The organism is Coriobacteriia bacterium (assembly GCA_003149935.1).
Taxonomy (GTDB): Bacteria; Actinomycetota; Coriobacteriia; order Coriobacteriales; family QAMH01; genus QAMH01.
Genome location: QAMH01000010.1, coordinates 23,523 through 37,090 on the forward strand (window position 1 = coordinate 23,523; position 13,568 = coordinate 37,090).

12 protein-coding genes and 1 tRNA gene are annotated in these 13,568 nt (G+C 59.4%); 2 read left to right on the top strand and 11 right to left on the bottom strand.

Annotation, left to right across the window (positions count from 1 at the left end; all coding sequences use genetic code 11):
- The first annotated feature begins 142 nt into the window (after positions 1–142).
- Positions 143–1,237 (top strand): ATP-binding protein, encoded by a 1,095-nt coding sequence (locus tag DBY20_08725; protein PWL77447.1) that lies wholly within the window; start codon positions 143–145, stop codon positions 1,235–1,237.
- A 43-nt stretch (positions 1,238–1,280) separates the two neighbouring features.
- On the opposite strand, the gene DBY20_08730 is transcribed toward DBY20_08725, so the two are convergent.
- Entirely contained in the window at positions 1,281–1,673 is a 393-nt protein-coding gene (locus DBY20_08730) for a hypothetical protein (GenBank protein PWL77448.1), read from the bottom strand.
- 71 nt (positions 1,674–1,744) lie between these two features.
- On the opposite strand from DBY20_08730, the gene DBY20_08735 reads away from it, so the two are divergent.
- Positions 1,745–2,557 (top strand): MBL fold hydrolase, encoded by an 813-nt coding sequence (locus tag DBY20_08735; protein ID PWL77449.1) that lies wholly within the window; start codon positions 1,745–1,747, stop codon positions 2,555–2,557.
- Between the two features lie 278 nt (positions 2,558–2,835).
- Here the strand turns inward: DBY20_08735 and DBY20_08740 are convergent, their stop codons facing one another.
- The 10 genes from DBY20_08740 to DBY20_08785 form a co-directional block, all read right to left on the bottom strand.
- The gene (locus DBY20_08740; GenBank protein ID PWL77450.1) at positions 2,836–4,257 is read right to left on the bottom strand and encodes an amino acid permease; all 1,422 of its coding nucleotides are present in this window, start codon (positions 4,255–4,257) and stop codon (positions 2,836–2,838) included.
- 12 nt (positions 4,258–4,269) lie between these two features.
- Positions 4,270–5,760, bottom strand: a complete 1,491-nt coding sequence (locus tag DBY20_08745) for an MFS transporter (GenBank protein ID PWL77451.1) — start codon at positions 5,758–5,760, stop codon at positions 4,270–4,272.
- A gap of 122 nt (positions 5,761–5,882) precedes the next feature.
- A complete protein-coding gene (locus DBY20_08750) occupies positions 5,883–7,139 on the bottom strand; it encodes a hypothetical protein (protein ID PWL77452.1) in 1,257 nt (418 codons plus the stop codon).
- Positions 7,140–7,401: 262 nt separating this feature from the next.
- A tRNA-Pro gene (locus DBY20_08755) sits at positions 7,402–7,478 on the bottom strand.
- Between the two features lie 132 nt (positions 7,479–7,610).
- Positions 7,611–8,894, bottom strand: coding sequence for a hypothetical protein (locus tag DBY20_08760; GenBank protein ID PWL77453.1), 1,284 nt, complete (start codon positions 8,892–8,894; stop codon positions 7,611–7,613).
- Positions 8,895–8,911: 17 nt separating this feature from the next.
- A complete protein-coding gene (locus DBY20_08765; protein PWL77454.1) occupies positions 8,912–9,211 on the bottom strand; it encodes a hypothetical protein in 300 nt (99 codons plus the stop codon).
- Between the two features lie 120 nt (positions 9,212–9,331).
- Positions 9,332–10,561, bottom strand: a complete 1,230-nt coding sequence (locus tag DBY20_08770; protein ID PWL77455.1) for a hypothetical protein — start codon at positions 10,559–10,561, stop codon at positions 9,332–9,334.
- Entirely contained in the window at positions 10,558–11,109 is a 552-nt protein-coding gene (locus DBY20_08775) for a hypothetical protein (protein ID PWL77456.1), read from the bottom strand. Before DBY20_08775 ends, DBY20_08770 begins: the two co-directional genes overlap by 4 nt.
- Positions 11,110–11,210: 101 nt before the next feature.
- Positions 11,211–12,191 carry a (4Fe-4S)-binding protein gene (locus tag DBY20_08780; GenBank protein ID PWL77457.1) on the bottom strand — a complete coding sequence of 327 codons (981 nt, stop codon included), beginning with the start codon at positions 12,189–12,191 and terminating at the stop codon, positions 11,211–11,213.
- Positions 12,192–12,209: 18 nt separating this feature from the next.
- Positions 12,210–13,517, bottom strand: coding sequence for a radical SAM protein (locus tag DBY20_08785; GenBank protein PWL77458.1), 1,308 nt, complete (start codon positions 13,515–13,517; stop codon positions 12,210–12,212).
- Positions 13,518–13,568: the final 51 nt, after the last annotated feature.

Sequence of the window (13,568 nt, forward strand, 5' to 3'; positions counted from 1 at the left end):
CGCAGAGCTCAGTAATTGGAACCACATGGAATTTCGGTGACATGCGTGCTTTCAACAGCTGATGCCTAATCTTGCAAAAATCGCCTAAAAATGCAAAAATCGCCTAAAAATGCAAAAGCCAATCTTATCCGAAAGGCCTTATATGGTGCCGAATCCTTTCACTCCCACATTTGGACGAATTCCGCTCTTGATGACGGGAAGAGATGCCATCATAGAAGAGATGGAGCAGGCTTTCGATATTGGTTCGGGCGACCCCAATTTATCGACAATCTACACTGGCGCCCGTGGCACGGGAAAAACCGCGCTCTTGCTCTATCTATCGCGTATCGCATCGGCCCATGGTTGGATAGCCGTTAATGTCACGGCCATTCCCGGGATGCTCGAAGATATTCTTGAGCAGACCAAGCAGGGAGCCGCGCAGTTCCTCGAAGCCTCTGACAATCCAAGATTGAGGAGTCTCACCATTGGCCAATTTCTTGGTTTGGAATGGGACAACCCGACGCAGGAGCGTGGCAACTGGCGTACGCAGATGGGAAAGATCATTGCCTCGTTAAACGATCAGGAGATCGGGCTGCTGATCACCGTAGATGAAGTTAATCCCAAGCTCGATGAAATGGTTCATCTTGCAACCACATACCAGCACTTTGTGGGAGAAGAGCGACAGGTGGGCCTGCTACTTGCCGGTCTTCCAGGCAATGTCAATTCGCTTTTGCGAAACGAGTCCGTTTCGTTTTTACGCAGAGCAAACCAACACAAGCTGGTGCGCATATCCGATGAAGACATTGCCGAGGGCATCAGAACCACTATCGAGGAAGGTGGCCGTTCTATTTCACTTGAGGCCCTCTCATCAGCAGCTAAAGCTAGCGAGGGCTTTCCTTACCTCATGCAACTTGTAGGCTACCAAAGCTGGGCCAGAAACCCCGATAGCGAGACGGTCTCCGAAGAAGATGTTCACTGGGGCATAGCACGTGCCAGAGCAAGCTTCTCCGAACGAGTGCTCGACGCAACGTATTATGACCTCTCGGATGGGGACATTCGCTTTCTTCGGGCAATGCTTGCCGATACGAGGGAAAGTCGCTTATCGGATATCGCCTCGAGAATGGGAGAGGCCAGCAACTACACAAGCACGTACAAGCGTCGCTTGATAGAGCAGGGAGTCATAGGCGAGCGAGGGTCGTCCTACGTTTCTTTTGAGCTTCCCGGATTCCGCGAGTACCTCGAAGACAGATTCAAATAACCCGATTGACGTCACTCGGATCCGGCATCTCAAAGCGCAACTGCTACTCTCCCACCACCTGCACGTACACCTTGCGATGCCGCGGGCCGTCGAACTCGCAGAAGTAGATGCCCTGCCAAGTCCCAAGCGCCATGGCGCCGCCCGTCACGGGAATGGTCTCCGACGCGCCGATGGCGCTGCTCTTGAGGTGTGCGGCGCTATTGCCCTCGGCATGCCTGAAATCACGCCGGTCGGGAAAGATGTCCGCCAGCGCGAGCTTGAGGTCGCGCACGACGTCGGGGTCCGCGTTCTCGTTGATGGTGATCGCGGCGGTGGTGTGCGGGCAATAGACCACGCATAGCCCTTCCTCGATGCCGCTTTCCCGCACGATTTGCCTTATTCGCGCCGTGATTTCGACAAACCCGTAGACCGGCGTCTCCAGTTCGAATCGCTCCATGTCTGCCTCCCGTTAAAATGAGACAATATCTCTGAGCAATTGTCTCATTTTCGACGGCGAGGAGCATGACCATGAAGACGACGATACTCGTGGACAATGACGCGCAAAAAGGGCTCGGCTGCGAATGGGGGTTCTCCGCGCTCATCGAGACCGACGACGCTACCATCCTGCTCGATTCGGGCGCATCGGGGCTCTTCGCGCAAAACGCGCAGGCCCTCGGCATCGACCTGTCAGATGTCGACTATTGCGTGCTCTCCCACGCCCATTACGACCATGCCGACGGTTTCGGGGACTTCTTCGCAATCAACGACCATGCGCCGCTGCTCATCCAGGATGCCTGCGAGGAGGTATGCTGGAGCGATGCCAAAGGCGACATGAAGTACATCGGCATCCAGAGGGGGCTTCTCGAGCAGCAGGCATCACGTATCGAGCGCGTCGACGATGCCCTGCAATTCGCGTCCGGCGCATGGCTCCTGGGCCACAGCACAAAGGGGCTCGACAAGATCGGCGAGCGCGAGCACCTCTACCTGAAGACCGATGACGGGCTCGTCGGCGACGGATTCGACCACGAGCAGAGCCTCATCATCGAGACGCCCGCGGGACTCGTCATCTTCAACAGCTGCTCCCACGGAGGCATCGAGACCATCATCAACGAGGCGCGTGCTGCGTTTCCCGGCAAGCCCATCCGCACGCTCGTCGGCGGATTGCACCTGTTCCTGCGCGAAGATGACGAAGTACACGCCCTTGCGCAAACCATCCGCGAGCTTGGCATCGACAAGATCTACACCGGCCATTGCACGGGAGAGCATGCGCTCGAAATCCTGCAGGAGGAGCTCCCCGACATCGTCGAGGCAACCTACGCAGGCCAGATTTTCGAGCTGTAGGAGGCATCTTCGCACGGCGTTTTCGTGACAAGGGGGACGGGGGTTCTGTCACATCCATGGATGTGACAGAACCCCCGTCCCCCTTGTCACGCCCCCGTATCCCCTCACTTCGAAGGCCCGCAAAACAGAATCGCGAGCATCATGATGATGATGACGAACCACGCCATCGCGCTGGAACCTGCGAGTAATGCCGACAAGACGCCCATGATGTTTCTCCTTCGTTTGAACTGAACGACAAACCGAGAGTACCAAGCGCCTGTGACACGTTTTCCACCTGCTCACTCCATGGTAATCTCGCGGTGCAGAGCGCGTGTCATGACCAGGTAGTACACGATGCCGATGGCTATCCACACGACGCCGATGATCTTGGCGGGCACATCAAGTGAGAGCAGCAACGCAAAGACCACAATCATGCCCAAGATGGGGCAGACCAGAAAACGTCCGGGATTGCCGTGATCCTTCTTCTTGAACCAGAACCATACGACCACGCAGAGGTTAAGGAGGAAGTACGTGGAAAGCGCACCGAAGTTCACGACCTTGCCCAATCCCTCCATACCGATGAACAGGAAGGGCGCGAGCAGGACAAGCGAGAGGACCGACACGAAGCACGTGGCGACGATGGGCACCTGGCGCTTCTCGTCGATCTTGGCTAGGACGCCGGGAAGCGACCCACTCTTGCCCATGACGTAGAGGATGCGTGACACCGACACCGTCGCGACCAAGCCGGTGAAGACGCCCTGGGCCAAGGCCACGGACACGGCGCAGACGACGCCAAACCACTTGCCACCCACGAGCTCGGCGATATGGTAGAAGCCGTTGTTCTCGTCGTTCTTGCAAATCTGGCCCGACGGATCGACGCAGGTGGCGATGAAGCACGTCAGGACGAAGATGGCCACGAGGATGATGACCATGATCATCATCGCGCGCGACGGCCCGTGGCGCTCGTCCTTCGCCTCGTCGGTGAGCGTCGCCACGCACCCGAAGCCCACGAACGAGAACACCGCCAACGAGGCGGCGCCCATGACGCCGGATACCGAAAAGGTATTGGGATTGAACAGGGCGGTCAGCGAGAAGCCGCTCGTCTCGGGGTGCCCGATGATGTAGACCACGCCGAACACGATGAACATGCCGAGCACGATGAACTCGAGGATGAGCGCGATGCGGTTGACGAACATCGTCGTGCTCATGCCGCGTGACGCGACGACGAAGACGAAGACGAGGAAGATGAGGCACCAGCCCCAGACCGGAATCTGCGGCACGTAGGTGCTCAGCGCCTCGGCACCCATGATGAAGACCATGTCGGGCGACGTGAGATACTGCAGCAACATGAGCCAGCCGGCCACGAATCCGAGGCCCTTGCCGATGCTCTTGGACGTGTAGGTATAGATGGAGCCCGACGACGGGAAGGTTCCGATCATCACGCCAAAAGACAGCACGGAAAAGAACATGCCGATGAAGGCGACGAAATACGCGAGTGCCGGCATACCGCCCGATGCGTTGGACACGCCGCCGAAGAGGCTGAACGTGGCGATGGGCACCATGAAGATGAGGCCGTAGACCACCATGTCGAACACGCCGACTGTCCTCTTGAAGCCGGCATCCCCCTGTGACGAAGACGCGTCCGCAGCCTGTGTCGCAGCTGGCGAGTCACCTTGCACCGAAGCATCCGTCTTCGGAGCTGCATCCTTGGCATCAGTCATGATGACCCCCTCCTATCCTCTCCCGGTTTTCTCGCTCGTCGCGCTGTCCGCAACAGCCGTCTTCCCCTTCTGACGGCGTACGAGACGCGTGTAGACGACGGTGAGAATGACCGCCACTATCAATATGCCAATGGCAATGAGCAGAGTATGCGAAAAGCCAAACGCGTAGGCATCGGCCTTGCTCATTCCCCCCGCCATCAAATGGGTGATATCGCCGGACATGATGCCGACGAAGAGAGCCGACGAGACTGAGCTGCCGATCTGCACGATCGTCGAGTGGATGGACGAGCCATACGAGGAGATGGCGCGGGGAAGCACGTTGAGGTCGACGGTCTTTACCGCCGGGAAGAAAATGCCGATGCCCGCATAGGCTATGGCAGCGCAGGCAAGCAAGACGATGACGAGGAGCTGCGCGGAGGCGAAGTACATGCCGATGTAGCCGATGAGCACGATCGCAAACCCCACCGGCACGAGCGGCCACACGCCGTGCTTCGCAAGCAGATGGCCGCTGGGAAAGCAGCAGGCCGCATAGCACAAGATGGGCACGATGCACATGCAACCGGCTATGAACGGCGAGTACGATGCCGCACCCTCGAGATACAGGGGAACGAGCAAGCTCATGTACACCGATGCCATGAACGCAAGCGTGACGAGCGTCTCGCCGACGGTGAACACCGGATTGCGCAGCGGCGTCAGATTGAGCAGGGGCTCGTCGATGTGCAGCTGACGATACACGAAGATGGCGAGTATCGCGATGCCGGCGAGCATGATGACGAGTGGCGGAAAGACCTCATGTGAGATCTCGTTAAGGCCGTAGAGGAAGCAGGCCAGGCCGACAAAGCTCAGCGCAACGCTCGGGATGTCGATATGGGCTTTTCTGCGCATATACAGATTGTGGATAGCCGGCCTGCCCGCAATGATGAGGACAAGGGCAATCACCGCGGGAATGAGGAAGAGCGGGCGAAGGCCGACGCAGGTGATGATAAGACCTGAAACGGGCGGGGCAAACGCCAGTGCGACGCCAATGACACCGCTGTTCACGGCGAGCAAAGTCGCCGCCTTGCCCTTTGGCGCGATGGTGAGCAGTGCCTCGTTGATAAGCGGAAAGCACAGCCCCGTGCAAACGGCCTGGAGGGCACGGGCGACGATCATGACCGGATAGTTCCAGGCAAAGAAGCCGAGCAACGATCCCACGAACGAGAAGACGAAGCCTATGGTCATGAGCTTGTGAAGGCCTATGCGCTCGAGCAGCTTCGCCGCCATGGTGATGGTCGTCGCGGTGACGATCGTGAAGGCGAGCACCATCCAGTTGGCTTGGGAAAGCGTGATGTGAAAGTCGGTTGCGACATAATCGAGCGCAACGTTCATAAGCGATTGCGTGAACGATGCGAGGAGATTGCTCACGAGCAGGACGACGATCATCGCCGTCCGCGCCGCGCCCACCGGCGGGCTTGGTATGCTCGCATCAGCCGCCATTTTGGCCCCACATTCGATAGTGTACATTCATCGTTTGTCAAGAGCATTGTACTACCGAATAGGCGAAATGCGCTATTTATTATTCGAGTGGCAATAGTGGTGCTAAGCAGTTGGTCTGTCCAGCAGCATCGAGATCCGGAAGGCCTCTTTTACCGCATCTTGCAAAGTGCCGTACATAGCGTACCGACAAGGCCGATGATCATGACGACACTGCCAGCAAGAAGCGTGTTCTCGAACGAGGGGCCCAGCAAGCCCTGGACGAGGAACGTACCCAGGAACTGTCCAATCCCCTGGACGCAGATAAGAACGCCCATGCCGATAGTCGCAAGCTCCGGTCTACTGATCACCTTCATGAAGGCGGTTATCATGAGGCCGGTGGTGCCCATTCCGATCACACCCATAACCACTGCTCCCACCCACATCACGGCACTTTCGAAGTTGTAGAGAACGAAGGTGCACGGCCCCAGGAAGAACAGGCAGAAGACGAGCAGCCATTTGGTCTTGCCGGTCTTGTCGGATAGCATTCCGAAGAAAGGAGAAGAGGCAACCGAGATTATCATCGGCAGCGTGCTTACGAAACCCGACAGGCTTACATCCATGCCGCGCATCTGCAAAATCGAGGGAACCAGGCTCAGGACCGCAAGCAAGCATATGTTAAACGCGATGAACCCGCAGAAAAAGAGTAGGACGTCCTTCGTCAGAAGCTCGCGATACGAGGGCTTCGCTCCTATATGCGAGGCGGCTGCCTTGCCAGGTGTGACGTCCGATTGCGCCACCCCCGAAGCCCCTTCGGAGGCATTGACTGCGTCCTCGGGCGCCACAGGCGAGCCCTTCTTGAAAGGATCTCTTACGCAAATACACATGATGACAGTCGCAATCACGACCAGCGCACCGTAAAAGAGCCAAAGCGAGGTGAGCCCCGCAAACGCGAAGACCAATGGCGTCAGAAACGCGGCGATGGCGGAACCCAAAGACCCCCACATACCCCAGATGCCCATGGAAGTGCCGATACGCCCTGGTGCGACGCTTTCTTGTATGACCAGCGGGCCGCACGTGGTCACCGCCGTAAGTGCTATGCCCTCTATGCCACGTGACACGAGCAAGACGATGCCATTGGGCGCGAATGCCCCCATGACAGAGCCGAGAACGATGAGGCACGTCGCGAACACGATGATTCTCTTCGGGCTCATGCGAACCGACAACTCACCTATGGCGATTGCCGTCACGGCCATCATGAGCGTGAAGATGGACATGAGCCACGAACCGCCACTTGCCGACATGGCATACTGCTCCATGATGGCGATCATGATCGTGGGAACCTTGTATTGGACCATTGCCATGGTCACCCCAACGGCCAATACCGAAAGGCTCACGACAAGATAGTTCTGGTACTTCGGCTGAATCACGAGGCGTCCCCACTTCCTCCACGTTTACATGGTTTTCCGGCGTCACCGGACATGAGAAAGTCTAGGGAGGGCGTCAATCACGAGCATGACCCCCTGGGCACGGTTTTGGGGATGAGAGGTGAGGGTTATGTCACGACGCTTGAATGACATACGAGCGTCACCAGGATGCATCGTGAACGGGTTTCGAGCGGCATTCGAGCGGCAATTATCTCGTCGCCTGATAAAAAGGCCAGCGAGAAAACCCGCTGACCTTGCCTTTTACTGGTCGGGTGGACAGGATTCGAACCTGCGACCCCTTGACCCCCAGTCAAGTGCGCTACCAAACTGCGCCACCACCCGATATGCTGCGTGCCCCGCACGCGAGTTGCTATGTTACCACAACGACGGACACATAAAACACCTTACTTTTCAAACAGAAGACAACTTGCCTGACACCAAGGACACCTTGCCCTCATTTCCCTATCCCGAAGCCTACGAATCGCTTATCGCAAGACCACAGCTGCGACTTCTCTTGAGATCGGCAATGATCTCATCGGCGCGCACGACAAAACGCGAGGCGACCTGCACCGCCTGCGGACCGCATATCTCGATGACGAGCTGCGCATTGTTCCAGCAGTCGCAGAGTTCGCCGAGCATGTCCTGCACCGCCTTGGCCCGTGTATTGGTATCCTCAGCCGTATCGGGCAAAAGCTCTGCAAACTCACGTGTCACGTAGCGCAGCGCCTTGGCCAGCTTGCGCACGTCATGAACAGCCTCTTGGTCGTCATAGCCAACGTGCGCCATCTGCAACTCGTAATCGGTACGCATCTGCGAAACGCGCCTGACGAGCTCCTGCGCATCGAGGCCGGACTGCCTGACGCAACGACGCCAGGGCATGTCCTTGATGCGCCCGACCACGCGCGTAATTGCCTTTTGCGTAGACTCGGCAGCAAAGCGCTCGATGAATCCCGTACGAAGCTGCGTGCAAGCATCGGCCACGATACGTGCCTCGACCGTCTGCGAATCGAGCGCCTCGCAGAGCATGTCTAACTCGCGCAGACGCGAGGTCGGATCTTGTAGCTTCTTGATATCGCGCATGGTCTTCTTGAGCGCAGAACCCTTGCAATACGGCGCGAGGAAGCCCAGCAGCGAGCGCGCAATTCTCAACGAGATGCGATACTGATGCAGCGATTCGGGATCATCGGGATTCTCGAGTAGCATGACGCTACAGCGCGCGATGCGTGCGGCGGCATCGGAAAGGGCGTCCTCCACATCGACGATGCTCTGCCATAGCACGACACGCGGCCCCTGCACGAACCATTCGAGCCACGAGCCAACGCTTGCCGGATCATCCGTCGCCGCAAAACCGAACGACGCCATGGCACCAGTTCCCATGCCCTGCGGAGCCCCACTCAAGCGTGCGTAGAGCTCGTCCATGAAGGGATTATGTCCGACGGCGATAACGGTGCCCTGCTCTTCGACGAGCTCGGTCATGAAAGCATCGACGCTGTTGGCGTAAAGCGAATCCCGCACCTCGATGCCATCGACGCCGAGCGCATGCGCAACGACCTCGGCGGTTTGCATGGCACGCAGCGCCGGGCTGCTCCAGACCTTGACCTCGGCGACATCCTCGTCAGCCAGAAGCTGGAGCGAGATGGGAAACCGCGCCTCGATGCTATATCGACCGGCACGCGTGAGCTGACGGTCCTTGTCGATGAGCTCGGGGTTGCGCGCCTGGGTCTTAGCGTGCCTGACAAGAACCAATCTGGAAACCATGGGAACCCTCCTCGCGGCTATAGAGCCTCTGGATCTTCGCGTTTCAAGATGAAGTGATAGATGATGAGCACGATGCCCTCGATGGCCGCGGCGATAAGCGCGATGATGATGACGATGTGCGCGTACAGGTAGATGCGCGCAAGGGCAGAGCCCGTGATGACAAGGATTGCCCCAATGACGACGGCAAGCGGAATATAGGTCTTGCCCTTGCCGGGGTCGCAGGAGACGGCATAGCCTGCCAGCGCGAAAACGACGGCCGAAAGTCCGGAGAACCACGTAATCGACGCAATGACCGTACCGATCTCCTGCACCTGCATGAGAAGGCTAAATCCACACGCCGACCCACCGACGCCCGCGACGATCACCGAGATGATACGCGTCAGAATCTGTCGAGCCGAAAGTCGATACTCATTACTCATGCGGCATATGGTACCAGCTTACAGCGTGAACTGCATGCCGTCTTCGGCCACAATAACACGACCATCGAACTGCGCGGCATATGCGTAGATCTCGTCGATCTCGTTCACACCCGGATCGCACATGTGCGGCGCAAGATGCGTGAGATATATGTGTCCGGCATCGAGAATGTCGATGCCCTCGTGCACCGTCTGACGTACGTCATGATGCGAGCGTGCGGTCCCGTGATTCTCCCAGAACGTCGAATCCATGACGAGGTTGTCGACACCCTTGAGCATCTCGATGACCTCGGGCTTGAGATCGCTCGTATCGGGCGCGTAGAACGTACGACGTCCCTCGGGCGTGGTGATGAGGTAACCGAAGGTACCCGGCGCGTGCTTGAGCGGCAGCGCCTGAATCGCGAGGCCGTCCACCTCGCGTACGTCGTACGGGTTCATCACGTCGAGCGCAAAGCAATCGTCCATGTAGGAGTATTCCTTGAGCGCTTCGGCTATGGCGTGCTCGCTTCCGTGAAACGGCATCGTGCCCATGAGGTACAGGCGGATGAAGTACTCGAACTCGCCCAGACCGCCCATGTGGTCGTAGTGGGCGTGGGTGAGGAAGAAGTCGTCGATGACATCGATGCCCTCGCGATTGAGCTGATGGCGGATGTCAGGTGACGCGTCGATAATGGTCGTCCCATGACCGCGCAGGGCAACGCCCGTGCAACCGCGACGCTTCGTCGGGTCCTTGCGTGCCGCCTCGCACGCAGGGCAATGGCAAAAGAAAGCCGGCACACCGCAGCCCGAGCTCGTCCCAAGGAAAGTGAAGGTCCGCTCGATGGGAAGGGAGCGGAAGGGCAGCGGGCCGCATGCGGCCTTGTCGGGACAGGCTTCGCACTCGGCACGATACTCGGGCGCGATGGCATCCCAGCCACAGCGCTCAAAGCCGCAGGACAGGTAGAAGGGCTCGATCTCACCGCGTGCCACGAGACGCAGGTCCGGATGAAGTCGCAACGCATCCTTGAGCAACGCACGACCCACGCCCTTGCCCTGGACGACGTCGAAGACGACGATGGGGCGCACGTTCCACGAACCGTCGCTGCCCTGCTCCAGGCGGCAGGCACCGTACATCGTGTTGTCTGGTGTCACGGCGACGCGTATTCCCTCGGGACTCGTGAGGTCGCTGAAGCCCTCGACCGAAAACAGGTACCGGATGAGATCCATGTCCGCCTCGACGCAATCGCGGATGTGGTATTCGGGTGCGATCATGCGTTGAATCCTTTCTCGAAGCGCCCGAAACGCCCGCGCTGCCCCATGAGCAGCGCCGGACACGGCTCGAGCTTGCCGTTGCCGTCGAGTTCGCCGCGCGTCTCGGCAACGAGCGTCCTACCGACGAAGAGCTCGTGATCCCCATGCACGCGCGATTCCACCAGCTGGCACTCGATCCACGAGATGGCCTGCTCGATACGGGCGGCGTCAACATGAGCAGCCGGACACGCCGTGAGTCCCGCTTCGGCGAAGCGATCCTCGACGCCGTGCTTCCTACCGCACGCCATCGCGATGCGCGCGGCATCCTCGTCAGCACCGAGCACGTTCACGACGAAGCATCCCGACTCGCGCATGGCGCACGCGGTCTGCCCGCCGGGGCGAATGGCGACGGCGATGAGGCTCGGCTCGTGCGAAATGGGCATGACCCATGCGATGGTCGCGACCTTGTCCATGCCCGTGACATCACGAGCCGTGACGAGTGTCACGGTCGTGGGAACGAGCAGCGTGGCGATCTCGTTGCCGGTCAACTTGCTGAACGACTCCGTCATTACAATCTCCTCGATGAGACAGTTGCTCAGGGACGTTGTCTCATTTCTTCATAATGAGACAACGTCCCTGAGCAACTGTCTCATTTTCCCGGTCATCGCACCTACATGATGGGCGGCACGTAGATCTTCATGCGCGACTGCGGAATGGCGCGCTTGGCAAGCTCCTGGCAACCCTCGACGATGGTGTCGAGGCGATTTGCCGGCACACCCATGTACATCATGTCCTCGCCAATGTCGCTTGACGCGCGGCCGCCATAGCAGCCAAACGAGATGTTCGGCTCGTCGTTCATGAGCGGCAGCAGCGTCGCCTCCACGCATTGCGCGTTGAAACCCGACGCGTGGAAATCGTGGCGGTGTCCATCGAAGTACGACATGCTCATCGACAGCCACATCATCTGCTCGGGCGTACCCGTGAAGACGATGACCTCGGGATGGCGCGTGCATGCGCCGAGTGGCTGCACGAGGGTGGCGCGCTTGGAGTTGGGCGGTAACGTGGGGCGCTCGGCCACCATCTTGGCCGCGGCCTCGGCATCCACGACCTTGTGGAAGAGCACGTAGATCTCGCCGGTGGCGAGCTTGTCGGGCACGCCGGTCATGCCGAAGATCGAGGTGCCGTCGGGACAGGCGTGGCAATGGGGCGGCATGAGTATCGATGCGCCGCGGCGCGCCGCGTTCATGCTCTGGCAGTAGCGCAGCTTCTCGGTGGGCATGGGAACATCGGGCAGTGGCTCGTCGATGTCGATGAGCCCGACGGCCACCGGATGCCAGCGCAGGTCGAGCGCTTCCATGATGGCCTTCTCCGCCTCGGCGTAATGCTGCTGCTCCTCGGCGGAAATGGGCTCGGCGCGCTCCTCGCCGGCATACGGATCGAAGGCTGCGGCGCCGGGCAGCGACTTGATCACGATGGCGCGTTGCGGGCATTGCCCCGAGCAGGTCGTGCAGCCGACGCACGCCTCCATATCGACAGCCCTCGGCATGCCGTTATCGTCCACCTCGAGGCAGTACTGCGGGCAAAACGCCACGCATAGGCCGCAGGCAACGCAGCGATCCGCATCGTGTATGAACTCGTAGTCAGCGCTCATGGACTGCTCCTTGTCGCATTAGGCAGTGGGGCCGGTTCCCCACATCTCGTAGATACGCTCACCGGCAGAATTCGTCATCTGGTAGCTGCAAAACGGAATCACGCGCCCGTCCTTCATCGCCACCGTCATCGAGCATTCCGCCATGCGTTCGGTCGTGGTCGTCATCGCGTCCATGTAGTTCATGATAATGACGCTGATGCCGCGATAGAGGTTGACGCCCTTCTTGTAGAGGATGTCGGGCAATACCGAGCCCTGCGGGGACGTCGGGTCGTAGTACTGCATGTACTCCTCGCTCGACAGGCCGCGCGTGGCCGGGATATAGCTGCCGTTTTCGTCCGGCATGAGGAAGGTGCCCGTATCGCACAGCGGGTGCGAGCACCCGAGCGGCATGATGTCTGCGACCTTGATGCGTCCGCCTGTCTGCTCCTCGAGCGCGTAGATGGTGTCACCGGCCGTGTACGGTGCGTACTCGCTCGGCTCGAAACGTCCCGAAGTGAACGCGGGTTGCAGCGCCACGCCGATCACCACGTCGGAGTTCTCCCACGCAAAGTCGATGACCTCGCCAACGCGGTCGTCGTTGACGCCCTTGACGATCGTCATGCACAGAACGACCTGAATGCCCACCTCGCGGCAGTTCTCGATGCAGGCCATCTTATCGGCGAGCATCGCGGCCTTGCCGCATATGGCCTCGTAGGGCTCCTCGTCAATGCCGTCGAAGGAGAGGTAGATACCCGTGATGCCCGCGTCGACGAGCTTCTGCAGATAATCCTTGGAGCGGCCGATGACGATGCCGTTCGTGTTGATTTCGATGCCGGTGAAGCCGTGACGGCGTGCGCACATGACGATCTCGGGCAGGTCACTGCGCACCGTCGGCTCTCCGCCGGTGATTTGCAGGCCCGTCTCGGGGCCGACCTTCTCGGCAAGCGTCGTGATGAGCCCCTCGATCTCGTCGTAGGTGATACCGTCACTCGGGAAATCCGCGCTCATGAAGCACACGGGGCACTTCGCGTTGCAGCGGCGCGTGACTTCGATTTCCACCAGCGTGCCACGGCGCAGATGGCGCTTGCACAGGCCACAGCTCATGCAGCAGTCGCCCTCGATGGGATACTCGCGCCACTTTGGCGCCGTCGGCGTGACGCGCATCGAGCGCAGCCACTCGTAATGCTCCGCATTGGGCCACACGTACGTGATGGTCTCGCCATGCTCGGGACAGGTGCGCGTCATCCAGACCTTGCCGTCGCTGTCCGCGTAGATTTCGGCCTTCAGCTGCTCGAGGCAGTGCGGGCACAGCGCATGCGCCGTATGGAGAGTTCGATTCTCAGTCATGAAGGTCCTTTTCCATCCTTTTCACCTACGGAGGTAGCTCTTTCTCAAACA

Excerpts from the sequence above, each read along its gene's own strand:
- DBY20_08725 (PWL77447.1), top strand. The coding sequence starts at position 143 with ATGGTGCCGAATCCTTTCACTCCCACATTTGGACGAATTCCGCTCTTG.
- DBY20_08730 (PWL77448.1), bottom strand. The coding sequence starts at position 1,673 with ATGGAGCGATTCGAACTGGAGACGCCGGTCTACGGGTTTGTCGAAATC.
- DBY20_08735 (PWL77449.1), top strand. The coding sequence starts at position 1,745 with ATGAAGACGACGATACTCGTGGACAATGACGCGCAAAAAGGGCTCGGC.
- DBY20_08740 (PWL77450.1), bottom strand. The coding sequence starts at position 4,257 with ATGACTGATGCCAAGGATGCAGCTCCGAAGACGGATGCTTCGGTGCAA.
- DBY20_08745 (PWL77451.1), bottom strand. The coding sequence starts at position 5,760 with ATGTACACTATCGAATGTGGGGCCAAAATGGCGGCTGATGCGAGCATA.
- DBY20_08760 (PWL77453.1), bottom strand. The coding sequence starts at position 8,894 with ATGGTTTCCAGATTGGTTCTTGTCAGGCACGCTAAGACCCAGGCGCGC.
- DBY20_08765 (PWL77454.1), bottom strand. The coding sequence starts at position 9,211 with ATGCAGGTGCAGGAGATCGGTACGGTCATTGCGTCGATTACGTGGTTC.
- DBY20_08770 (PWL77455.1), bottom strand. The coding sequence starts at position 10,561 with ATGATCGCACCCGAATACCACATCCGCGATTGCGTCGAGGCGGACATG.
- DBY20_08775 (PWL77456.1), bottom strand. The coding sequence starts at position 11,109 with ATGACGGAGTCGTTCAGCAAGTTGACCGGCAACGAGATCGCCACGCTG.
- DBY20_08780 (PWL77457.1), bottom strand. The coding sequence starts at position 12,191 with ATGAGCGCTGACTACGAGTTCATACACGATGCGGATCGCTGCGTTGCC.
- DBY20_08785 (PWL77458.1), bottom strand. The coding sequence starts at position 13,517 with ATGACTGAGAATCGAACTCTCCATACGGCGCATGCGCTGTGCCCGCAC.